The sequence below is a fragment of the Arthrobacter sp. AZCC_0090 genome, from assembly GCF_014207375.1.
GTDB lineage: Bacteria > Actinomycetota > Actinomycetes > Actinomycetales > Micrococcaceae > Arthrobacter.
Map to the genome: position 1 here is coordinate 178,192 of NZ_JACHEE010000008.1, position 22,049 is coordinate 200,240.

The 22,049-nt window shown below is 62.6% G+C and carries 21 protein-coding genes and 1 pseudogene; 15 read left to right on the forward strand and 7 right to left on the reverse strand.

What is annotated here, in order from left to right; all coding sequences use genetic code 11:
* Positions 1 to 467: 467 nt before the first annotated feature.
* Both HNP00_RS14285 and HNP00_RS14290 read left to right on the forward strand, forming a co-directional pair.
* The gene (locus HNP00_RS14285; RefSeq protein ID WP_184740204.1) at positions 468 to 1,676 is read left to right on the forward strand and encodes an aspartate transaminase; all 1,209 of its coding nucleotides are present in this window, start codon (positions 468 to 470) and stop codon (positions 1,674 to 1,676) included.
* Positions 1,677 to 1,722: 46 nt separating this feature from the next.
* Positions 1,723 to 2,397: a 4-carboxy-4-hydroxy-2-oxoadipate aldolase/oxaloacetate decarboxylase gene (locus tag HNP00_RS14290; protein ID WP_059388748.1), complete on the forward strand. Its 675-nt coding sequence runs from the start codon at positions 1,723 to 1,725 to the stop codon at positions 2,395 to 2,397.
* Between the two features lie 107 nt (positions 2,398 to 2,504).
* Here the strand turns inward: HNP00_RS14290 and HNP00_RS14295 are convergent, their stop codons facing one another.
* Together HNP00_RS14295 and HNP00_RS14300 are read right to left on the reverse strand one after the other, a co-directional pair.
* Positions 2,505 to 2,720, reverse strand: coding sequence for a hypothetical protein (locus HNP00_RS14295; RefSeq protein WP_184740206.1), 216 nt, complete (start codon positions 2,718 to 2,720; stop codon positions 2,505 to 2,507).
* 134 nt (positions 2,721 to 2,854) lie between these two features.
* Positions 2,855 to 3,787, reverse strand: coding sequence for a LysR substrate-binding domain-containing protein (locus HNP00_RS14300; protein WP_184740208.1), 933 nt, complete (start codon positions 3,785 to 3,787; stop codon positions 2,855 to 2,857).
* A 536-nt stretch (positions 3,788 to 4,323) separates the two neighbouring features.
* On the opposite strand from HNP00_RS14300, the gene HNP00_RS14305 reads away from it, so the two are divergent.
* Genes HNP00_RS14305 through HNP00_RS14325 form a run of 5 tightly spaced genes read left to right on the forward strand, consistent with a single transcriptional unit; the run spans position 4,324 to position 9,047 of the window.
* On the forward strand, positions 4,324 to 5,112 hold the full coding sequence (locus tag HNP00_RS14305) for a LamB/YcsF family protein (RefSeq protein WP_184740210.1): 789 nt from the start codon (positions 4,324 to 4,326) through the stop codon (positions 5,110 to 5,112).
* 1 nt (position 5,113) lies between these two features.
* Positions 5,114 to 5,836: an allophanate hydrolase subunit 1 gene (locus HNP00_RS14310; protein ID WP_184740211.1), complete on the forward strand. Its 723-nt coding sequence runs from the start codon at positions 5,114 to 5,116 to the stop codon at positions 5,834 to 5,836.
* The gene (locus tag HNP00_RS14315; protein WP_184740213.1) at positions 5,833 to 6,846 is read left to right on the forward strand and encodes a biotin-dependent carboxyltransferase family protein; all 1,014 of its coding nucleotides are present in this window, start codon (positions 5,833 to 5,835) and stop codon (positions 6,844 to 6,846) included. The genes HNP00_RS14310 and HNP00_RS14315 overlap by 4 nt, the downstream gene beginning before the upstream one ends.
* A 55-nt stretch (positions 6,847 to 6,901) precedes the next feature.
* Positions 6,902 to 8,242, forward strand: a complete 1,341-nt coding sequence (locus HNP00_RS14320; protein WP_184740215.1) for an MFS transporter — start codon at positions 6,902 to 6,904, stop codon at positions 8,240 to 8,242.
* 55 nt (positions 8,243 to 8,297) lie between these two features.
* Positions 8,298 to 9,047: an SDR family oxidoreductase gene (locus HNP00_RS14325; protein ID WP_184740218.1), complete on the forward strand. Its 750-nt coding sequence runs from the start codon at positions 8,298 to 8,300 to the stop codon at positions 9,045 to 9,047.
* Between the two features lie 197 nt (positions 9,048 to 9,244).
* Here HNP00_RS14325 and HNP00_RS14330 read toward each other — a convergent pair whose 3' ends face one another.
* Positions 9,245 to 9,679 (reverse strand): acyl-CoA thioesterase, encoded by a 435-nt coding sequence (locus HNP00_RS14330; protein WP_184740220.1) that lies wholly within the window; start codon positions 9,677 to 9,679, stop codon positions 9,245 to 9,247.
* A 70-nt stretch (positions 9,680 to 9,749) separates the two neighbouring features.
* Between HNP00_RS14330 and HNP00_RS14335 the strand changes: the two genes are divergently transcribed.
* Positions 9,750 to 10,799 (forward strand): cytochrome c oxidase assembly protein, encoded by a 1,050-nt coding sequence (locus HNP00_RS14335; protein ID WP_260404981.1) that lies wholly within the window; start codon positions 9,750 to 9,752, stop codon positions 10,797 to 10,799.
* Positions 10,800 to 10,952: 153 nt separating this feature from the next.
* On the opposite strand, the gene HNP00_RS14340 is transcribed toward HNP00_RS14335, so the two are convergent.
* From HNP00_RS14340 to purB, 3 genes are all read right to left on the reverse strand, one after another.
* Entirely contained in the window at positions 10,953 to 11,456 is a 504-nt protein-coding gene (locus HNP00_RS14340) for a GNAT family N-acetyltransferase (protein WP_184740222.1), read from the reverse strand.
* Positions 11,457 to 11,613: 157 nt separating this feature from the next.
* Positions 11,614 to 12,273, reverse strand: a complete 660-nt coding sequence (locus tag HNP00_RS14345; protein WP_184740224.1) for a histidine phosphatase family protein — start codon at positions 12,271 to 12,273, stop codon at positions 11,614 to 11,616.
* A 135-nt stretch (positions 12,274 to 12,408) separates the two neighbouring features.
* The gene (gene purB / locus HNP00_RS14350) at positions 12,409 to 13,851 is read right to left on the reverse strand and encodes an adenylosuccinate lyase (protein ID WP_184740226.1); all 1,443 of its coding nucleotides are present in this window, start codon (positions 13,849 to 13,851) and stop codon (positions 12,409 to 12,411) included.
* Positions 13,852 to 14,046: 195 nt separating this feature from the next.
* On the opposite strand from purB, the gene HNP00_RS14355 reads away from it, so the two are divergent.
* Together HNP00_RS14355 and HNP00_RS14360 are read left to right on the forward strand one after the other, a co-directional pair.
* A complete protein-coding gene (locus HNP00_RS14355) occupies positions 14,047 to 14,355 on the forward strand; it encodes a hypothetical protein (protein ID WP_184740228.1) in 309 nt (102 codons plus the stop codon).
* Positions 14,355 to 15,800 (forward strand): hypothetical protein, encoded by a 1,446-nt coding sequence (locus tag HNP00_RS14360; RefSeq protein ID WP_184740230.1) that lies wholly within the window; start codon positions 14,355 to 14,357, stop codon positions 15,798 to 15,800. Before HNP00_RS14355 ends, HNP00_RS14360 begins: the two co-directional genes overlap by 1 nt.
* 65 nt (positions 15,801 to 15,865) lie before the next feature.
* Here the strand turns inward: HNP00_RS14360 and HNP00_RS14365 are convergent.
* A pseudogene (locus HNP00_RS14365) lies at positions 15,866 to 16,291 on the reverse strand (phage holin family protein); the annotation flags it as partial.
* A gap of 74 nt (positions 16,292 to 16,365) precedes the next feature.
* Here HNP00_RS14365 and HNP00_RS14370 point away from each other — a divergent pair.
* The 5 genes from HNP00_RS14370 (at position 16,366) to HNP00_RS14390 (ending at position 22,048) form a co-directional block, all read left to right on the forward strand.
* Complete coding sequence (locus HNP00_RS14370) at positions 16,366 to 17,484, forward strand: histidinol-phosphate transaminase (protein WP_184740234.1); 1,119 nt, start codon at positions 16,366 to 16,368, stop codon at positions 17,482 to 17,484.
* A 144-nt stretch (positions 17,485 to 17,628) separates the two neighbouring features.
* On the forward strand, positions 17,629 to 18,834 hold the full coding sequence (gene pdhA, locus HNP00_RS14375; RefSeq protein WP_184740236.1) for a pyruvate dehydrogenase (acetyl-transferring) E1 component subunit alpha: 1,206 nt from the start codon (positions 17,629 to 17,631) through the stop codon (positions 18,832 to 18,834).
* 3 nt (positions 18,835 to 18,837) lie between these two features.
* The gene (locus HNP00_RS14380) at positions 18,838 to 19,818 is read left to right on the forward strand and encodes an alpha-ketoacid dehydrogenase subunit beta (protein ID WP_184740237.1); all 981 of its coding nucleotides are present in this window, start codon (positions 18,838 to 18,840) and stop codon (positions 19,816 to 19,818) included.
* Positions 19,819 to 19,875: 57 nt separating this feature from the next.
* Positions 19,876 to 21,465, forward strand: coding sequence for a dihydrolipoamide acetyltransferase family protein (locus HNP00_RS14385; RefSeq protein ID WP_184740238.1), 1,590 nt, complete (start codon positions 19,876 to 19,878; stop codon positions 21,463 to 21,465).
* Positions 21,458 to 22,048 (forward strand): phosphatase PAP2 family protein, encoded by a 591-nt coding sequence (locus tag HNP00_RS14390; protein WP_184740239.1) that lies wholly within the window; start codon positions 21,458 to 21,460, stop codon positions 22,046 to 22,048. The genes HNP00_RS14385 and HNP00_RS14390 overlap by 8 nt, the downstream gene beginning before the upstream one ends.
* Position 22,049 lies beyond the last annotated feature (1 nt).

Genomic DNA, 22,049 nt, shown 5'->3' on the forward strand with positions numbered 1-22,049 from the left:
GCTCGAAGCGTGGGATAGGAGTTGCCTATGCGCCGCGAGGGCGTGGGTGAGCTTGGCACGCTCCCCTTTGGCAGCAGTTTGGGGCCGGGCTGGCGCATTGGCCCGGTAGGTGTATCTGCCGGTGGCTGACGTGCCCCGAAGGGAGCCGGATGGGGCTGGCATTGGATCCCTTTCGGACTTTTCGCTAACTCTTCTGATCTATGAAATCTAGGCGGCGTTCGCAGAGGCGCGGAAATACCAATACCGCGTGAACCCATAAGGAAAGTGCATGGGAACTAACCCATATGGGGCAGAACAACCCGAAATCGGGCCAGATACCCCATATGGGGCCGAAGAGAGCCGACCGTCATAAGAGCCCCTTATTGATCCACGCAGATTAGGTCTTATCCACGGCGCTCGGCAGTGCCTAGTCTCGAAATTGGGGATTCGACACCCGAATCCTGAGTTTCACGATTCTGGAGAAGACAATGTCCGAGTACCTGCCGGCGTCGAGGGTCACCCGTATCAAGTCCTCAGCGAGCGTTGCGGCCGCCGCCCGCGTCCGCGAACTACGAGCCGAAGGGATCCCGATCATCGACTTGACCGTCGGCGAACCGGACTTCGACACCCCTGAACACATCAAAGCGGCCGCTATCGAGGCGATCAACGCTGGCGAGACCAAATACACCTCGGTGACCGGTACTCCCGAGCTGCAGACCGCCATCCTCCGCCGGATTGAAAGCCACACCGGCGTGCACTACGCAGCGAACCAGCTGACCATCGGCGGCGGTGCCAAGCAGGTCCTCTACGTTGCCCTCATGGCATCGCTCAACGAGGGCGACGAGGTCATCGTCCCGGCACCGTACTGGGTGTCCTACCCGGACATGGTCCTCGCCAACGACGGCACTCCCGTCATCGTCGCTTGTGGCGAGGAGACCGGCTTCAAGCTCACGCCGGCCGCCCTGAAGGAAGCCATCACTCCCAAGACCAAGTGGCTCATCCTCAACGCTCCGTCCAACCCGACGGGAGCCGTGTACTCACGCGAAGAACTGAAGGCGCTCGGTGCCGTGCTTGAGGAATTCCCGCACGTCTACATCCTCACCGACGAAATCTACGACGAGATCCACTTTGGCGACGGCCGGGTGACCAGCCTCGTCACTGCCGTTCCGTCCTTGCGTGACCGCATCCTGTTGGTCAACGGCGTCTCCAAGGCCTATGCCATGACCGGCTGGCGCCTTGGCTACGGCGTCGGCCCGGCACCGTTGATCGCGGCCATGAACAAGCTGCAGTCCCAGACGTCCTCCTGCCCGTCCTCCATCAGCCAGGCCGCCGCGGCAGCTGCGCTGAATGGCGATCAGTCCTTCGTCCGGGACAGCGTGGAGGTTTACCGTAAGCGCCGTGATGTCGCCGTCGAAGGCCTCAACGCCATTGACGGACTGTCCGTCGCGCCCGCTGACGGTGCCTTCTACGCCTACGTGAACTGCAACGGGGTCATCGGCAAGACGGCTCCCGACGGCACGGTCATCGAGAACGACCAGGACTTCACGCTGTACCTCCTCAACGCCGCCGCGGTCGCTGTTATCCAAGGCTCGGCCTATGGCCTCGGCCCCTACTTCCGGATCTCCTTCGCGACCTCGCTGGAAACCATCAACGCTGGCGTGGACTCGATCCGCAAGGCAGTCAGCGCCCTCAACTAAGCCCCCACAGGCATCACAAAAGTCAGCCAAAAGAAAGATTCAGGACATGATCCACGTAAAGACCAAGTTCCAGAGGCCGGACGCCGACGTCGTCAGCCGCCTCGCGGCGTTCTCCTCCGCAACCATCCACGAAGCCCAGGGCCGCAGGGGAGCCCTGAGCTCCAAGATCAAGCCGATTGACCGTTCGATGTCATTCTGCGGCCCGGCCGTAACCGTGGCTTGTGCCCCGCAAGACAACCTCATGCTGCAGGTCGCCATCCACTACGCCCAGGCCGGCGATGTGGTCCTGGTCGGTGCGCAGGAATTTTCCGACGCCGGAACCTTCGGCGACGTTTTGGGCAACGCCATGAAAGCCAAGGGCATTGCAGCGATGGTGACGGACTCCGGCGTGCGGGACACCCAGGACCTCATTGAGTTGGGCCTGCCCGTGTTTTCCGGCAGCGTTTGCATCAAGGGCACGGTCAAGGAAACCCTTGGGCCGATCAACCACCCGTTGGTCTTCGGCGACGAGATCATCTACCCCGGTGACATCCTTCGCGGCGACGCTGACGGCGTCGTGGTAGTGCGCCGCGAGGAAGCTGAGGAGGTCATCGCGCTCTCCCAGGCCCGGGACGACGCCGAACGCGAGCTCATCAAGGCCTACCACGCCGGAGGCACCACGATCGAGTTGTGCGGGCTGACGGAGAAGCTGAAGGCCAAGGGGCTTCTGGTCGAAGACTGATTGGGCTGGTCCGGCGACACGGAAAATGCCCTGCGACCCTGAATTTCCAGGGTCGCAGGGCATTTTCTGTGTCGAATTGGAGTGAGCCGACGACGGCGGGTTGGTGGTTAGTGGATCAGTCCAGTCCGGGCGTCGACCAAATGCCATTCGATGCTGTGTCCAGCGTACGCCGGCATGAGGCTTCCCTCGAAGACGAAGAGAGGCTCGCCTGTGCTTCCCAGCGGACGCCAGAAACCGTTCCTTGGGCAGTGGAATCCGGTCCGTGCACTGATCGTTCCGAGGGCTGGATTCGAAACCCACCGGGTCTGACTGATCTTTTTCACCGTTGTTCCTTTGATGGGGTTCACGGAATCCGTGAGCCGCTTTCGAATTACTTGCTAATTCGATAATAGGAAACTAAAACGCCGGTGAATAAGACCAAAGATGTCTGTCCGGATAAGGCAATGTTATGGATGGATCAAGCCTCGGACGGATCTGCCGCGTACTTGCTGATCAACTGCTGTTGCAGCATCTCCTTGACCAGGATGAGCACCGCCGACGCAGCTTCGGACAGGGGCTCATGGTCGGGGGTGCACAAGGCAATCTTGCACTGCAAAGCCGGTTCGATGATCCGCAGTACCTTGAAGTTCTCATCGGGGAAGAGGGCGTCGGCGGCGGATTTCGGGAGGACCGTGGCTCCCAGGTTTGCGCGGATGAGCCGAACAAGCGAGGGAACGGATTCCACTTCCCCCACGAGCCGCAAGGGCAACCCTTGGTCGGCCAGCCCCTTCTCGATGATCTGGCGCAGGGTGTGATTCTTTTCGGGGAGGAACAGTCCAAGGCTGCTGGCTTCTTCGAGGGTGACGGTCGTTCGGCCTTGGGCCACATCGACGTCTTCATGGGTCACCAGATGCAGGTCTTCAACGATCATGGTGGTGAACTGCACTCCACGGATCTTCCCCGGCTCGTAGATCAGCGCCATGTCGAGGCGACCGTTCTTGATGGCCTCGCTGAGCACGCCGCCGAAGATCTCCGTCAGGTGCACCACGATGTCCGGGTAACGCCGGCCGACCTCGCGGATGATCTGCGGCGTCAGGCTGGAGGCCATGCTGTACGGGGCGATGGCGATGGACACGCGCCCCGACGGTGCTGCCCCGGACGTCGCTACGTCCTGCCTTGCTTGTTCAACGAGGCGCAGGATGGTCTGGGCATGGCGATACAGGGTGTGTCCTGCAGCCGTTGGTTCGACTCCTTGCTTGCTGCGAATCAGCAGGCGTTGCTTCAAATCGCTTTCCAGCGCGGACACCTGCTGGCTGAGGGCGGGTTGGGCGACGTGGAGCGCTGCGGCGGCCTTCGTGATGCTCCCCGAATCGACGATCTTGACAAAGTATGAGAGCTTCCGCGTGTCCATGGGTCTGCCTTCCTCTAGGCCCTCATTGGGGCATAGATGCCATAAGGAAATTCTATGTAGGCACACACAATCAGTCTTTGTGTGACCCGTCTCTCAACGACTAAATTTGAGATCCACATCCCCGCGGTGGCGTTTCCCAATCATTGCCGGCAGTTCGTTGACTCCCCATCAACCAATTGTCCCAATACCAAATATAGACGCACTTGGCGCACTGCCCCACAAATCGATCGTCACGTAAAGAGCATCTATGAGACTTTCGGGCACATCGCCCTCTGGCCGCGGCGGCATGCGGTCCCTGCCGGCAGCATGTGTGCCGTAGGTCATAACCGGGAGCTATCCCGTGATAGCGAATAGGTCTTTGTGCCGGAAGTTCGTCGGTGCGAGACTTCTATCACCAAAGAATTACCGACAGTTCCTCTGATTGAAGAATTTTAGCCAAACACTTTCAATCGAACAGGCAACTGAATTCACCGAATATTCCAGCCGTTCGTATGGAATTGCGGGACCCTAATGCAGAACCACGGAAAGAGAACCACGTGAACCCGACAATTGATCTTGTAGCGGATCTTGGAGAGGGATTCGGCGCCTACACCATGGGCAGCGACTCCGATCTTCTGGAGATCGTTTCAAGCGCCAATATCGCTTGCGGGTTCCACGCGGGCGATCCGGACATCATGGATGCCACGGTTGCTGAATGCGTACGCCGCGGAGTCGGCATCGGAGCGCACCCGAGCTTTCCGGACCTGCGTGGCTTCGGCCGCCGCGACATGGGCCTCAGCGCTGACGAGGTGCGTGCCGATGTGCTGTACCAGCTGGGAGCCCTGTCCGGCTTCGCAGCTTTCCACGGAACCAAGGTCACCCACATTGCACCCCACGGCCGGCTGGGAAACCTCGTAGCCGTTCGCCCTGACTACGCAGCCGCCGTGGCTGAAGCCGCCGCCCGCGTGGACAACGAACTCATCGTTGTCGCCCAGGAGGGCGAACTGGCCAAGGCGGCACGTTCCGCCGGACTGGACGTAGCGATAGTCGGAATCGTGGACCGTGCGTACCAGGAAGACGGGACGCTCGTTCCGCGGAGCCAGCCCGGCGCGGTACTGCACGATGCCTCGGCCATTGTGGATCGCACCGTCCGCATGGTCTGCGAAGGCAAGATCCGCTGCGCCAACGGCACCGACATCGACATTTCCGCAGACACCGTCCTGCTTCATGGAGACAACCCAGGTGCGGTGGAACTCGCCCGGCTCATCCGTTCGGAACTCATTTCGGCCGGCGTTCGGATCGCCCCGTTGGCAGAGGTCATGGATGCCAAGAGGAAGGCAGCCTGACATGTCCATTCTCAGCGCGGCTCCCACCGAGATCTACGAATCCGGAGACTCCGCATTGCGCGTCGTGGCACTTGCTGAAGCTAGCGAGGACAACTGGCAGACAGTCCACCGTCTTGCGGACTGGCTGGAGAGCTGTGGCGCCGAGGGCCTTCACGGCGCGGTACCCACCTACGATTCCGTCTTGGTGGAATTCGATCCTGTCCTGGTGTCTGCACGCCAGGTGCGCGCGTTCGTCAAGCTGGGACTCCTCGAAATGGGCCGCTCCGGCGGCGCGGAAGCGGCACCCCGCGAGTTTGACGTCCCGGTGGTCTACGGCGGCGACTACGGTCCCGACCTGGAGAAGGTAGCCGAATACCAAGGCATCCCCACCGAGGAAGTCATCCGCCTCCACACCGAAAAGACGTACACCGTTCGTTGCCTGGGTGCTCCTGCTGGCTCGCCGATGATGGACGGCCCCGCGTTCCCCAAGCCCGTGCCGCGCCTCAAGGATCCGCGGCTCAGCGTTCCGGCAGGGGCAGTGGCCGTCGCCGGACGCCAGGCCGTCATCGCACCCGCGGTGGCACCCGGCGGCTGGTGCGTCATTGGCCAGACCCCTTTGACCGTCCTGAACATCCGCCGCGAACCCCTGGTCCCTTACAAGCCCGGAGACATTCTGCGGTTCCGCCGCATCGAGGCCGAAGACTTCGGCTCTTACGTCGGCAGGGAATTGGAACCGCGGCCATGAGTGGGCACATCCTCATCCAGCAACCCGGTAACGCCGTGGTCACAGACCTTGGCCGCTTCCGTGGACCTCGCTTTGGACTGCCGGTCAACGGCGCCCTGGACCAATATTCGGCCCGGGCAGCCAACATCTTGGCCGGCAACTTGGACAATGATCCCCTGGTGGAGATCACTGCCCTCGACTTCAGGATGAAGGCGCACTCCGACATCCTGATTGCGGTCACAGGGGCTCCGCTGACTCTCTCCGTCGGAGGGCGTCCGTGCAGCCAGTGGGAGCCGGTTTCGGTCCGTGCAGGCGAGATGGTGTCCATCCGGGGAATCAACCGGGGCCTCCGTGCCTACGTGGCCATCCACGGCTCGGTGGAGGCCCCAATGCTCTTGGGCAGTTGTGCTCCGGACACCGTTGTGGGCTTCGGCCTTCAACTCACGGAAGGAACCACGCTCCTTACCCGCCGCAGCGTAAGCCCAGTGCGCCAACCATACTTCGACCTCCCGCTCTTCCGTCTTGGCCTTGAACGGCCGAACATGGGGTCGGAGCTGCTGGTCGATGTGACCGACGGTCCGGATGTTGCCGACTTCGGTGATTCCAGCGAGTTGCTCTTCACGTCGGAATACGCCGTGAGCGGCCGGAGCAACCACATCGGCCTGAGGCTCGGCGGCCAACTTCCGGAAAGAACCTCAAGCGGCGAAGTGCTTTCGCGCGGGGTGCCGGTGGGCGCCGTCGAGGTTCCCTCCCGGGAAGAACTACTGGTACTGCACCGGGGACGCGGCGTCACCGCCGGATATCCGGTCCTCGCCGTGGTCACCAGCAGTGGCCTGGACGTCCTTGCCCAAGCCCGCCCGGACGACAAGGTCCACTTCAGGAAAACAACCGTGGCAGAGGCAACTGCCGCCCATCGGCGCTCGCGGGCCCAGCTTGAAACACTCCGCGAATCCGTCAACACCGTCTTCGGACTCCTTGGCATTGGATGCCGACCTCAGTGGCAGGACCTACCGGTTGCGGCATGCAGCTAAAAACCTGTCGCCAACCAGTAGCGGTTGCTACGCTCAACATCAAGAAGGAAATGTCATGACCGCAAACACCAACGCTGCACAAGTGCAGCATGAACGGCTCACTGGCCGTCAAACGCGCAAGGTTGTCACCGCAGGCTGCGTTGGCATCTTCGTGGAACTCTATGACAACGGCATCTTCGCATTCATGGCCGGAACGCTTGCCCTGGTGTTCCTCGCCCCGGGCAACCCGGACAACGCCCTGTTGTTCGTCTTTGCCGGCTACGCAGTGTCGTTCTTCGTCCGGCCCCTTGGCGCAGTAGTTTGTGGCTATTTGGGCGACCGGATCGGCCGGCAAAAGCTACTCGTCTTCGTGATTCTCCTGATCAGTGTTGCCACCGCCGGCATCGGCCTCCTGCCCGCCTACTCGGCCATCGGCATCGCAGCGCCCGTGCTGCTCGTCCTCTTGCGGCTCCTGCAGGGCTTCTCGGTTGGCGGCGAAGCCGCCGGCGCTATGACCTTCCTCGCTGAGCACGCCCCAGAGGGCAAGCGCGGAATCATCACCTCCTATGCACAGATCGCTTCGTTCGCAGCACTGCTCACCGGCACCCTCGTGGCATTCTCCATGTCTCCTTGGCTCACCCAGGCTGCCATCGACGGCGGTGGCTTCGGCTCCTTCGTGTGGCGCATTCCGTTCCTGGTGGCCATTCCCATGGGCGTCATCGGTTGGTACATCCGCAAGGCCATCGCGGACACCCCCAACTTCACAAAGCTCAAGGAAGAGGGCGGCCTCTCCAAGAACCCGCTCAAGGAAGCCTTCAAGTCCGCTGAGCACCGCCGGGCCATGGTTCTGGCACTCTTCATCCCGCTCATGAACGGCTCCGGCTACTACGTCCTGTTCTCCTACATGCCTACGTTCCTCAAGGGCAAGCAGCTCAACTTCACCATCGGCGAGGCGCTGTTCATCACGGCCTGCAGCCTGGTTGTCATCTGCATCGCCATTCCATTCATGGGCGCCCTGTCCGACCGCATCGGCCGCAAGAAGGTCATCGCCGGTTCCGCCATTGCCATGACCATCCTGGGCATCCCGTCCTACGCCCTCATCGCAACGGGAAACATGGGCCTGGCTATCCTCGGCGCCTCGATCATGGCCATCGTCTTCGCCGGCCACACGGCAGTGATCCACATCCTAATCGTTGAGCTGTTCCCCACCCGGGTTCGGTATTCCGCCTACGGCCTCGGCTACAACATTTCCTCCGCGCTCTTCGGCGGAACGGCCCCCCTGCTGATGACCTGGCTTATCAGCAGCACCGGCAACATCTACATGCCCGCCTTCTACGCAGTCATCACGGCCCTCGGCACGCTGGCAGCCGTGAGCACGGTCAAGGACCGGGCCCACGAACCCCTCCGCGACGCCTAAGCCCCACGGACCTCCGGGCACTTTGTGCCCTCCTATTCCCCACTTTGGAGAAGCAATGTCATTTTCCGACTACAACACCGCCCTCGTCACCGGAGCGTCAACCGGTATGGGTGCCGCAATTACCGAGCGCCTCGCCAAGAGAGGCCTCGCCGTTCATGCCGTGGCCCGCAACGAGGAACGCCTCAGCGAGCTGGCCGATCGTACGGGTGCCATCCCGCACGTAGTGGACCTGACCGACACAGCGGCGCTGACCGCCGTCGTGAGCGAGCTGAAAGTCGATGTCCTGGTTAATTGCGCCGGCGTTTCCCGTCCCGGCAACCTCCTGGACTCGTCCGAGCAGGACATCGACGAGCTCATTGACGTGAACCTTCGCGGCCTGCTTCAGCTCACGCGGCTGGTCCTGCCGGGCATGGTGGAGCGCGACCTCGGCCACATCATCAACATCAGCTCCATCGCCGGGCTTTACAACTTCTATGGCCACACGGTCTACCACGCCACCAAGGCGGCCGTGCACCAGATCTCCCGGCAGCTCAGGAATGACACGGTCGGCAAGCGCATCCGCGTGACGGAGATCTGCCCCGGCCGGGTGGAAACCGAGATCTTCGGCCGGAACATGGGTGGCACGCCTGAAGCCATGGAAGAAGCGTGGAAGACCTATTACGAAGGCTACGAGTCGCTGACCACTGACGATATCGTCAACGCCCTCGACTACGCCATCGAAACCCCGCGCCACGTCAACGTGGGCATGCTGGAACTCATGCCGACCTTCCAGGTCCCAGGAGGCCTCACCTTCGACCGGCGCTGACCGACGCCTCGCTTGAGGCGATGCGCCCGTCCTGGGCGCCCCAAAGTTCCGGTGGCATTCACTCCCGTCACCGGAAATACAAGCTGGCGGCCGCGAATTTCGCGGCCGCCAGCACCCGTTTCCGGGGAGTGTCAACGAGAAGGGTGATGCTCGCCCCGGTTCCTGGCGAGCGTTTGGGAGGGCCCGACGTCGGGCGCTTAGTCCTCGTGGAGCGCTTGCGTCAGGTGGTGCGTGGGGATGCGGTCGCGGTCGTACGTGATTTCCGTGTAGCCGTGCGGTTCCGGCCGGCCGTCGTGCCCGAGGTTGACGAAGACGATTTCCTCGATGGTCAAGATGCTTTCTCGAGTGATCATGTTGCGCACCTCCGCACGCATGGTCAGTGACGTCCGGCCGAAGCGGACTGCCGTCAGCCCCATCTCCACCAGATCACCTTGGACGGCTGAGCTCACGAAGTTGATTTCGGAGATGTACTTGGTGACGGCGCGGCCGTTTCCAAGCTGGAGGATCGCGTAGATTGCCGCTTCCTCGTCGATCCATTTCAGCAGGCTTCCACCGAACAGAGTGCCGTTGGCGTTGAGGTCCTCCGGACGTACCCATTTGCGGGTCCGGAACGTGATGTCAGCCTTTTCCATAATGCGAGATTAGCCGAGGCCCGGCGCCCGCGTCTTCTATGGCGTGCCATGCTTTGCTGGACTCCGTAACATGGATACGGTGCACCCGGTTCAGGGCACAACACGACACGCCGATTCGCGCACCATGCGGCACGCCGGGAACGCGCTGGAGGAACACCATGAAGATCGACAAGACCCACAGCCGTGCTGGGCTGAGCGCCCGGCCTTCCTGCTGGAACCGCTGACCATGCCACCGTTGGGCGTTGTGCTAGGCGCCTGGTCAATGAGCTGGCCTGCCTTGGTCATTCTTGTTGCCGCCGTCGTCCTGTATTCAAAGGGCCTGGTTGCCGCCAAGCGCCGGGACATCCGCTGGCCTTTGTGGAACTCTTTTGCCTTCTTTGCTCTTGGCCTGGGTAGTTTTGCTGCGCTGAGCTTTGGATTCCCGGGCGCCTATAGCCACGATTTGCGGTGGGCTTTCACCCTCAAAGTGACGTCTTACCTGTTTGTGGTCCCGCTGTTGATTGGGCTGGGAAAGCCGCTAACGCTCGCAAGGCAGACCCTTGGCCCCGCGGGCGCGGCGCGTGTCGAAGCGATTCTGGGATACCGGCTCGTCCGCATGCTCAGCAACACGCTCGTGGCGGCGCTTCTGGGACTCGCCATGTTCACGGTGTTCTTGACCCCGCTGTTCTACGTGCTCCGGACCAACCCGGCCGCCGACATCATCCTGACTTTGCTGGTGCCTGCCATGGGACTCCTCATGACGGTTCCGATCATGGAAGACGGTGCAGGGCGCACTGGATCGCTCATTGTGGTCGAATTCATCTTCGTATTCATCGAACTGCTCGCCGACGCCGTGCCAGGGGTCCTGATGCGGCTCAGCCCGGGAATTCTCGACGGCGCCACATCAGTTTTGGGCAATCAACCAGGCTGGTTCCCCTCACCGTTGCGTGACCAGCAACTCGCCGGGGACCTGATGTGGTTCCTCGCGGAGATCGTGGATCTTCCCCTCATCATCCTGATGTTCGTCCGGTTCTCCCGGAGCGACAAGCACGAGGCCAAGAGCTTCGACGACCTCAGCGACGAAGAAATCGAAGCCCTGAATCGGGCACATCTAGGGCAGGGCGGACGCACCCTGGATTGATCCAGCAGCCCGGATTGATCTGGAGAGCCGGCCGGGTTGGTTCGGCGAGGCGCTGGCCGGGTTGGTTCGGCGAGGCGCTGGCCGGGTTGGTTCGGCGAGGCGCTGGCCGGGTTGGTTCGGCGAGGCGCTGGCCGGCCGGCAGGGAGGCTGTCCTTAGGCCATCGCGGTGTGCGATGCGCTGTGCGAATCGATCGGCTTGGCGTAGCACTGCGAGTGGCTGACGCCGATGTACGGGCCGAAGTTGGGCACAGCGGCGAAGCCGGCGCTTTCGTAGAAGCTGCGACCGTCGGATTGGGCCGATCCCGCTTCTGCCGTGATCACGCTGAAGCCGTGGGAGTGTGCTTGAGCTTCCAGCGCGGCAAGGATGGAGCTGGCCACTCCTGAGCCCCTCGCGTAAGGGACAACGTATAGGCGTTTGATTTCTGCGGTCTCGGCGTCCAAGATCCGCAGACCGCCGCAACCCAGGGGCTGGCCTGAGCACTTTTCGTAGGCCACCACGAAAACGGCGGTATCAGCTTCCGATGGGGCGGGTCCGGGCTCGTGGTCTGAGTTGCCGAAACGCGCGTCCAGTTCCGCTTGCTGAGCGGCGCGGAGGTCTGCGCCCACCGGGTTGGCCCAGGTGACCTGTCTGATGTTGAGCCGAGGGTTGGTCTGCATCGGAACCTCTTTCGCCGGAGGGGGTTATGCAAATCAAGCCTAGGAAACGGGGGTTACCGCGGTGTTTCCTCCGCGTAAGCGTCCGGAGAAATACCGAGTGTTGGGAGAAGTTCCGGGGTGTTGGGCTGATCTTCAGACAGGTGTTATTCGTGCGCAATCATTCGACGGCGTCTCCGGTGGGATCTTCGGCCGTTCTGTCTGCCAAGGCAAGTCCGCCCACGGGGCTTTGGTCCCAGTGAAGCAGGCGCCAGCCGCCTTCCGGATCGCCTTCGAGCACCACGATTCCGGTGTTCTGCAGCTGGTGGGTGGCGGCGAACTCCCGGCCGACATCGGCCGCACGGCGACCGGCCCAGCATCGGATAGCGGCACCATGGCTGACCACGACGGCCGTCTCGTCGCCGGCCGCTGCCACCTTGGCGATAGCTGCGTCGTAGCGGGCGAAGAACTCATGACCGTCACCCGATCCTGGCATGCGGACGTCCAGTTCGCCATCCGTCCAGGCGAAAACGGTGCTCATGTACCTGTGGTGTGATTCGTGGTCGGTGAGCTTCTCCAAAGCACCGGCCTCGATCTCCTGCAGACCGTCCAAGACAGTGGCCTCCAGCCCCAGGCCTTCGGCGAGCGGGGCGGCGGTCAGTTGGGTGCGGACCAGTGTGGACGCGTAGATCGCCGTGATGTCTTCGTCCGCGAGGGACTTGGGGAGCGCCGCGGCTTGACGTTCGCCGAGTTCAGTCAGCCCCGGGCCGGGAAAAGCTGTGTCCAATTGCCCCAAGACGTTTCCCGGGGTTTGCCCGTGGCGGATAAGCAAGAGCCTCATGCTGACACAGTTCCTTACACTCGATTCGGAAATGCCGGGTCCACGCGGCGTTTCGACCCGTGACTTTCAGCCAATCAGGCACGGCAGCCAAGGACCGGGCCGACACGCCGTTCGTCCGTCCGTAGTGCGGCGCTTCTACTTCAGGTGGTCCACAAGCTGGTTGGCAATCCCGGTGTACTTGCCCGGAGTCAGGGCCAGCAGTCGCGCCTCGGCCTCGGGGGACAGCCCCAAGCCGGAGACGAACTCCTGCATGCGGGCGGCGTCGACGCGCTGGCCGCGGGTGAGATCCTTGAGACGCTCGTATGGGTTCTCCATGCCCTCGACGCCGGCGATGGCCTCGGCCCGCATGACCATCTGGATGGCTTCGCCCAGGACTTCCCAGTTGGTGTCGAGGTCGGCCGCCAGGACCTCCTCAGCAACGTCCAGGGCCTTCAGTCCCTTGGCGACGTTCGAGATGGCAAGAAGCGAGTGCCCGAACGCGACGCCAATGTTGCGCTGCGAGGAAGAATCCGTGAGGTCTCGCTGCCAACGGGAGGTAACCAGCGTGGCGCCCAAAGTGTCCAACAGCCCGTTGGAGATCTCGAGGTTGGCCTCGGCGTTTTCGAAGCGGATCGGGTTGACCTTGTGCGGCATGGTGGAGGACCCGGTAGCGCCTGCGACGGGGATCTGGCGGAAGTAACCGATGGAGATGTAGCTCCAGATGTCCGTGCAGACGTTGTGCAGGATGCGGTTGAAGCGCGCAACGTCAGCGTAGAGTTCAGCCTGCCAATCGTGGCTTTCGATCTGCGTGGTCAGCGGGTTCCAGGTCAGCCCCAAGCCCTCAACGAAGGACTGGGCTACGGCCTGCCAGTCGGCTCCCGGTACGGAAGCGACGTGCGCCGCATACGTACCGGTAGCGCCGTTGATCTTGCCCAGGTATTGCGTCTTGGAAACGCGGTCCAGCTGACGGTTCAGGCGATGCGCGATGACTGCCAGTTCCTTGCCCAGCGTGGTGGGCGTGGCGGGCTGGCCGTGGGTGCGGGAAAGCATGGGCACCGCACGGTTTTCCTCCGCCATCGCTTCGATCTGCTTCACCAAAGCGCTGGCAGCCGGAAGCCACACATCTTCCACGGCTCCCTTGACACCCAAGGCGTAGGAGAGGTTGTTGATGTCTTCCGAGGTGCAGCCGAAGTGCACCATCGCGGTCAGGTTCTCGATACCGATTGCGGGCAGGCGACGGCCGATGTAGTACTCAACAGCCTTGACGTCGTGGACCGTGACAGCTTCGATTTCGGCCAGTTCAGTGACCGAAGCGGCGTCGAACTCGGTGACGATCGAGCGCAGCTTCTCCTGCTGTTCGGCGGTCAGGGGGCCAGCGCCAGGGAGCACGTTGTTACTGGTCAAGTGGATGAGCCACTCGACCTCGACGGCCACACGGTCGCGGTTGAGGGCGGCCTCGGAAAGGTAGTCGACCAGCGGAGCCACGGCGGACTGGTACCGGCCGTCCAGCGGGCCAAGGGCGATCGGCTCCGGCGACGCGGCAAGGGCCAAGCGTCCAGAGGGCGTACGGGTAACAGCGGCGGCGACGGTTTCAGGCATGGGGCAATTCTTTCATGAACTCGCGCTGTGCCATTAAGCGGCACTTCTCTATGTGCATAAGCCCACGCCCGATCCTCCAGAGCCGTGTTTTCGACAGTTGTCCACATAGCCCCCATCGGCCGGTTCCGCACTCACGGAACGGGCCGTAGTGTCGGTGCCAGAACGTCAATATTGGACCTAGGGGAGGACAAATTCATGAGCATCGTTCAGATGGTGGCCGGAGGACCGGATGTGGAATCCCAGCAATGTGTTTCACGTGCAGCGGAGGTCCAGCGGCTCGGATGGCGGATGTCGGCCTGTGCAGACCAGGCCGACTCCGTGCTTGGCAAACTGGCGCAGCTGCAAATGGACCGCTGGGAGTCGCCGGCGGGCCGCGCCTACAGGACCACGGTCGCTTTGCAGGCCGCGTCGCTTCGAAGGGGTCGTGATGCCTTGCGCGAGGCAGCCGCAGTGACTCTCCGGCATTCCCAGAATGTGGTATCGAACGGCCGGGCAGGCTTCTGATGGTCGAGGTCGCTCCCGTCGGCGGGGGTGGGTCGCCCCGCCCCAAAGCTCCCGAGCCGGATGGCCCTCTCCGCATTCGCGGGGGTGTCGGTGGGATCAATTTCCAATTCGAAGAGCTGCTTGCTGGCGCAGCCGCGTTGGATGGCCTCGTGCGCCAACTGCAGGCTATTGAAGTGGAGGCTGAAGCAGTACGGGTGGCGCTCTTCCCACACCAGGCCTCGTCCTACACGAGTGGAAGCAACGCCATCATTGCCGTCGGTGAGAGTGGCCGGGACATAGGGCGGGTTCGCGAACAGCTTCAGCGGATTGGCAACGATGTCAGGGCCAGCCACCGTGAATATGAGTTTGCTGAATCACATGCGGCGATCCGCCTGCGAATGGGCATGGGAATGCCACTCCTCGGGACCGGGCCCAGCCCTCTGGACCTTGGCTGGCGGGGAGCAACGGAAGGAGTCGTCCGGGATTTGACCCGGATGCTGGAACTGATGATGGGGTTGCCGCCGGTAGCGGCCAACCTTGCAGGGGCCATGATCGGCCCCACCGACGTCGGCGCCGTCTTGAGAGCCATCGCCGCGACCCCCGCATTGGCCTTCCTCAGGCCACGTTCCATCGACGTCGGCCGAGGCGAGACCGTCACCAAGAGCGTGGACCTGTCCGCGGCAGGAATGCTTCGGGAACTAGACAGCGTCTCAGCCAGTTCAGAGGGCGAAATTGAAGTAGTGCAGCTAGACAAAGACGGTGAACGGACATGGGTCGTATTGATTCCGGGTACCCAGCCGGGCAATCCGCCCGGCGGCAGCAATCCACTGGATGAGGCCGGCATTGCCGAAGCACTGGGCTACGACTCGACAGAAACCAGCAAGGCCATCCGTCAGGCGTTGCTTGAGGCAGGTGCAGCTGCGGGCGAAACGGTGGTGGCAGTTGGCCACAGCCAGGGAGGGATCCATGCCATGAACCTGAGTCAGGACAAGGCGTTCCTTGCCGAGTACAACCTCAAGTTTGTTGTGACGGCAGGATCACCTGTCGGGGGAATCACGCCGCAAGCGGGCATCGGCAGCCTGCACTTGGAGCACGAACAGGACTGGGTGCCGGGTGCCGACGGCAAAGCCAATGCTGATACCAAGGACAGGGTCACGGTGACCATGACCAACCCGATTGGCCTGGCACCGGGCGAAGACCCGGGAATAGGGCCGGCACACAAGCTTTCACGGTACGAGGAAGGGGCGAAGCTGGTGCAGCTCAGTTCCGATCCTTCACTGGCGGCATCCACAGCCGCTTTGGGCGGGATACTGGGCGTCGGCGGAATGGCCAAGGTGAGCAGGTTCAAATTGAGCCGCGGAGCTCCCCAGCCTCCGCCGGTTCCGGTTCCGCGTGTGCCCCCGCCAGCTCCTAGTGTGCGGCCACACGCCCCGTCAGATATCCGCTCCGGATCGGGAGGGCGCTAGAAGGGCTGCCGAACGGGCGGCTCCGAGCTTTCCGTGCGCCTGTTAGCGCCTGTTCGCGCCTGTTCGCGCCTGTTAGCGCCCGGAATCCAGCTGGCCACCATGGAGATCAGGCTGATGATGATGGCAGCGAGAACTGCGGTCCAGAAGAAGCTATCGATAGTGAGGTGTACCGGTGTGTAGCTGCTTAGCCAGGCTGTCAGGGACAGCATGGCCGCGTTGATGACAATCGTGAATAGGCCGAGGGTGAGGATCGTGATCGGAAGGGAGAGCAGCTTGACCAAAGGCCGGACAAAGGCATTGACGATGCCAAAAATGAGCCCTATGAAGAGATAGGCAAGAACCACGCCCAGGGTGTCGCTGCCTTGTGTGACCCCCGCATTCGTGACCGCGTTGGTTGTTGCCGAGCTGGAAATATCCATCCCGGGCAGAATCCAGCTGGCAACCCAGAGGGCCAGCCCGTTGATCAGGACACGCACAATGAATGAACCCATGCGCCCATGCTTTCACACCCGCAGACCGGGAGGCCCACCCTCATGTCTCGAATGCCTGCAAGTAGGCTGGTGCCATGAATTCTTCTGACAACGCACCGGAGGGCGTGCGTCCCCGCCCGGTGGTGGACAGGCTCCCCAAATATGCGGCAGGCAAGGCTCCCGCAGTCATAGAAGGCCTGACCAGCTACAAATTGTCTTCCAACGAAAACCCGTTGCCCCCGATTCCCGCCGTACTCCAGGCTATTGCCGATCAATCGGACATCAACCGGTACCCGGACCCTCTTTCTACCAAGCTGCGCACGGCGCTCGCTGAATTTCTGGGAATCCCCGCTGACGACGTCGTCACGGGAGCCGGAAGCCTCGGTGCGCTGAACCAGATTCTTTCCACGTTTGCGGGACAGAACCACGACGGCAAAGCCGATGAGGTCATCTATGCTTGGCGCTCCTTCGAGGCCTATCCCATCTGCGTAGGCCTATCAGGTGCTGAGGGCGTCCAGATCCCATTGCTTTCGGACGGACGCCACGACCTCGAGGCCATGGCAGCCGCTGTCACCGTTCGCACCAAGGTGATTTTGCTTTGCACACCCAACAACCCCACCGGGCCCGTCCTCACTGCAGAGGAAACGGAGCGGTTCATCCAGTCCGTGCCGGCCGGCGTGGTTGTCGTTATCGATGAGGCCTACCAGGAGTTCGTTCGGGACCAGGACGCTGTGGACGGCATCAAGCTGTACCGCAAGTACCCGAATGTGGTTGTCCTCCGCACGTTCTCCAAGGCTCACGGCCTTGCTGGGCTGCGCGTTGGGTACAGCGTTTCCGGACCGGATCTCACCCAGCACCTGCGGGTCGCAGCCACGCCGTTTGCGGTGTCGCAGATAGCCGAGCGCGCGGCTATTACCTCCTTGGAGAACTTCGACCAGGTTGTTGCAAGGGTACAAAGCCTGGTTGATGAGCGGGACCGGGTTACAGCAGGACTCCGGGAGTTGGGATGGCTCGTCCCTCAGGCACAGGGCAACTTCGTCTGGCTGAACCTGGGAGAGAACAGCGCCGAATTCGCCGCACTAGCCGGCGAGCGGGCGTTGTCCGTGCGGGCCTTCGGTAACGAAGGTGTCCGGGTCAGCATCGGAGAGGTTGAGGCCAATACCCGATTCCTGGAACTCTGTGCGTCCTATACAAAAGCGCCGCAGGCTTCCTAGCGGTTAACAAATGCACCCGCGTCCCTTACTGCGGATAAAGTAAGGGACGAAAGCCAAGATATGCCGATTTCGGAATGCATTCCAGAATTGGCATATATCAGCGAATATTGCTCAGCGTCGGGCTGAAGCAGGCAAGGAGACGGAATGGGCGCAACTCAACTGCCCACCCCCGGGATCAACGGAACGGGACTGGACCTGCAGTCTCCTGCGGGAGGCGCCTCCAGCGACCCCGGAGCCGAGATGATCCAGCTGCTGGGGCCGGACGGCAAGCTAGGAACCGATCCTGTCTTCTCGGACTATGCCAAGCGCCTTGAACCTGAGCAGCTGCGAGGTTTTTACGCCGACATGGCCAAGGTCCGCCGCTTCGATCAGGAAGCCACCGCCCTCCAGCGGCAAGGCGAGCTGGCCCTTTGGGTCCCCCTGACCGGCCAGGAAGCCGCCCAGATCGGCTCCGGACGGGCTACTCAGCGGCAAGACTACATCTTCCCCACGTACCGTGAGCATGGCGTTGCATTGACCCGTGATGTGGATCTGGCTGAGCTCCTGAAGCTGTTCCGCGGAATTTCGAATGGGGGCTGGGATCCCACCGAGAACAACTTCCATCTCTATACTTTGGTGCTGGCGGCCCAGACGCTGCATTCGGTTGGTTACGCCATGGGAATCCAGCGGGATCAGAAGTTCGCGGAAGCCAACGGCTCCAACGAGCCGAAGGCTGCTGTTGTGGCCTACTTCGGCGACGGCGCGAGCTCCGAAGGCGATGTCCACGAATCCATGGTCTTCGCGGCGTCCTACAACGCTCCGGTGGTGTTCTTCTGCCAGAACAACCACTGGGCGATCTCAGTCCCCACGGAGGTCCAGACCAAGGTGCCCCTTTTCAACCGGGCCAAGGGATACGGCTTCCCGGGCATCAGAGTGGACGGTAATGACGTCATTGCAGTCCACGCAGTCACCGAATGGGCACTTGAGCATGCACGCGAAGGCCGCGGTCCTGTGCTCATTGAGGCATATACATATCGCGTGGGCGCGCACACAACTGCGGACGACCCCACCAAGTACCGGGAATCTGCCGAGGAAACCGCTTGGCGCGGCAAGGATCCGCTGGACCGGCTGGAGAAGTACCTTCGCAACGAGGGTCTGGCCGACGAAGCTTTCTTTGAGCAAGTCAAGACTGACGGAGACAAGCTCGCGGCCCACGTCCGTAGTACCACCCAAAGCCTGCAGGGCCCTAACATCCGCGAGTCGTTCGCCGGAGTCTACGCCGAGCCGCACCCGCTGGTGGCCGAGGAACTTGCCTGGTTTGAGGAATACTCCGCCGGATTCGTAGGCGACGACGAAGAGGGGCGCAAGTAACTGATGACCACCATGACCATTGCCAAGGCCATCAACGAAGGCCTGCGTGCCTCGCTCACTAACAACCCGAAATCCCTGCTCATGGGCGAAGACATCGGCCCATTGGGCGGCGTTTATCGCGTGACGGACGGGCTTATCAGGGATTTCGGTGCAGACCGGGTGGTGGACACACCCCTGGCAGAGTCCGGCATCGTGGGAACCGCGATAGGTCTTGCCCTGCGCGGCTACCGCCCCATCTGCGAAATCCAGTTCGATGGTTTCGTTTTCCCCGGCTTCAACCAGATCACCACGCAGCTTGCCAAAATGCACTCGCGCAGCGGCGGCAAACTGACCGTTCCCGTGGTCATCCGCATCCCCTACGGCGGCGGCATTGGCTCGATCGAACATCACTCAGAATCGCCGGAAGCCCTGTTCGCCCACACGGCCGGCCTGCGCATCATCACTCCGTCCAACGCACACGACGCATACTGGATGATCCAGCAAGCCGTCGATTGCACGGACCCGGTGATCTTCTTCGAACCCAAGCGCCGCTACTGGCTCAAAGGGGAGGTGGACACCGAAAGCCCCGGACCGGCGTCGGACCCGTTCCAGGCGCACGTCCTGCGCGAAGGTTCCGACGCTACCATCGTTGCGTACGGTCCGCTGGTTCCGGTCGCGCTGGCAGCGGCAGCAGCGGCGGAAGAGGACGGACACAGCGTCGAAGTGATCGATCTCCGCTCGATTTCCCCCATCGACTTTGATACCGTCACCGCTTCCGTCAAGAGGACCGGCCGCTTGATCGTTGCACACGAGGCACCGACGTTCGGCGGCATCGGCGGCGAGATCGCAGCGCGGATCAGTGAGCGTGCCTTCCTGCACCTTGAGGCCCCGGTCATCCGGGTGGGCGGTTTCCACATGCCGTATCCCGTGGCCAAGGTGGAAGAGGACTACTTGCCGGACATCGACAAGATCCTCGAAGCCCTGGACCGTTCCCTGGCCTACTAGCCGCCCCTGATTGCACCCTCCGCCACGCGGATGGGCCAGCCGAAATCGAGGACCTAAGTGACTGTTAAGAAATTCAACTTGCCGGATGTCGGCGAAGGCCTGACCGAGGCAGAAATTGTCTCCTGGAAGGTCAAGCCCGGCGACACCGTGGCCATCAACGACGTCATCTGCGAGATCGAGACCGCCAAGTCCCTGGTGGAATTGCCCTCCCCGTACGCAGGTACGGTGGCGGAATTGTTCGTCCCTGAGGGGATCACGATTGAAGTAGGAACCGCGATTATCGGCATCTCGGACAATGCGCCGGCAGAACCCGAGCCTGCGTCGGCCTCGCCTGCGGCCGAACCGGCACCCTCCGCTGAGCCGGCACCCTCCGCTGAACCGGCACCCTCCGCTGAGCCGGCAGGCGAACAAGTCTTCGAGGCCTCGATGTACGGCAAGCTGCCCGGAGACCCTGGAACCTCCGACGCCGGTCCGGCTGGCGGTCCGCTTGTGGGCTCGGGTCCCAAAGCCGACGCCGTCAAGCGCCGCCCGCGCAAGCGCCCGGAAGGTGCCAGCACAGCAACGCCCGCCCCGACCGCACTGCCCACCCCGGCCCCCGCCGTCGTCGAACCCGCAGCCCCGGCCTTGCCGCTGCGGATCGTTGCTGAGCAGCAGCCGCCAGCGGCAAGCCAGGATGCCGGAAGCCAAGGGGGCGCGACCCAGGCGCCGGGCCTCACGGGACTTGGTGCCACCGTCAGCGGCCTGGTCAACCGTGTCCTGGCCAAGCCTCCAGTGCGCAAGATCGCCCGGGATCTGGGCATTGACCTGGCCGACGTCGTTCCCACAGGAGCTCGCGGCGAAGTGACGCGCGATGATCTGGTCAGCTACCAGGCCCAGCGCGACGCCGAGGTGGACCAGGCCGACACGTTCTGGGGTGCGTCCAAGAAGCCGCAGGATCAGCGCGTGGAACGGATTCCCGTCAAGGGCGTCCGCAAGGCCACGGCGAAGGCCATGGTGGAATCAGCCTTCACGGCGCCGCACGTGAGCATCTTCGTGGACGTCGATGCCAGCCGCACGATGGAATTCGTCAAGCGACTCAAGGCTTCCAGGGACTTTGAGGGCATCAAGGTGTCGCCGCTGCTGATCCTCTCCAAGGCCGTCATCTGGGCCGCCGCCCGCAACCCGAGCGTCAACGCAACCTGGGTGGAGAACGCCGACGGCAACGGCAACGCCGAGATCCACGTCAAGCACTACATGAACCTGGGTATTGCGGCTGCCACGCCGCGCGGGCTCATGGTGCCGAACATCAAGGATGCCCAAGACCTTTCCCTCAAGGAACTGGCCCTCGCGCTCAACGAGCTAGCCAGTACCGCACGCGCAGGCAAGACCCAGCCTTCGCAGATGCAGGGTGGCTCGCTGACCATTACCAACGTCGGCGCCCTGGGCATTGACACCGGAACGCCCATCATCAACCCGGGCGAGGTGGCGATCGTCGCGTTCGGCACCATCAAGCAAAAGCCTTGGGTGCTCGATGGCGAAGTCATCCCTCGCTGGATTACGACGCTGGGCGGCTCCTTCGACCACCGCGTGGTGGACGGGGACCTCTCCGCCCGCTTCATGGCCGACGTCGCATCGATCCTCGAAGAACCGGCACTGCTGCTTGACTGAGCACCGCATTGCTCGGATCCTTACGGAGGTCTTCCAGCCGCCCGCGGTGGTGTCCATCTTGCTGCTCATCAGCCCTGCGGTGGAACCGGGTTTCCCGGGGACCATATGGTTCGGGGCCCTTGGTGCGCTCTTTGTATGCGTCCTGCCGCTGGCCTACGTGTTGGTCCTGGTGAGGCTCGGCAAACTGAGAGACCACCACGTCAGCGACCGCAAGGAGCGTGCTCCCTTGCTGATGCTTGCGCTCGTGTCGGTGGTCCTCGGATTGCTGGCACTCAACCTCATCCACGCCCCGACGAGCGTCTCAGTGGTGATCCTTGCCCTGATTGGTGGGATCTCGGTGTTGGCCGCGGTCAGCCTTGTGTGGAAGATCAGTGGTCACGCCTCGGCAATCTCCGCAGCCGCAGTCATTGCGGTACTCATGTTCGGACCGGTATGGCTGCCGCTATTGCTTCTGGTGGCCGCCGTCGGCTGGTCCCGGGTAGTGCTGCGGGACCATACCCGTGGCCAAGTCATCGCCGGATCGTTGTTCGGCGGAGTGGTCATCGCAGGCCTCTGGTGGGTCCTTCGGGGCTGGCTGATCTAAC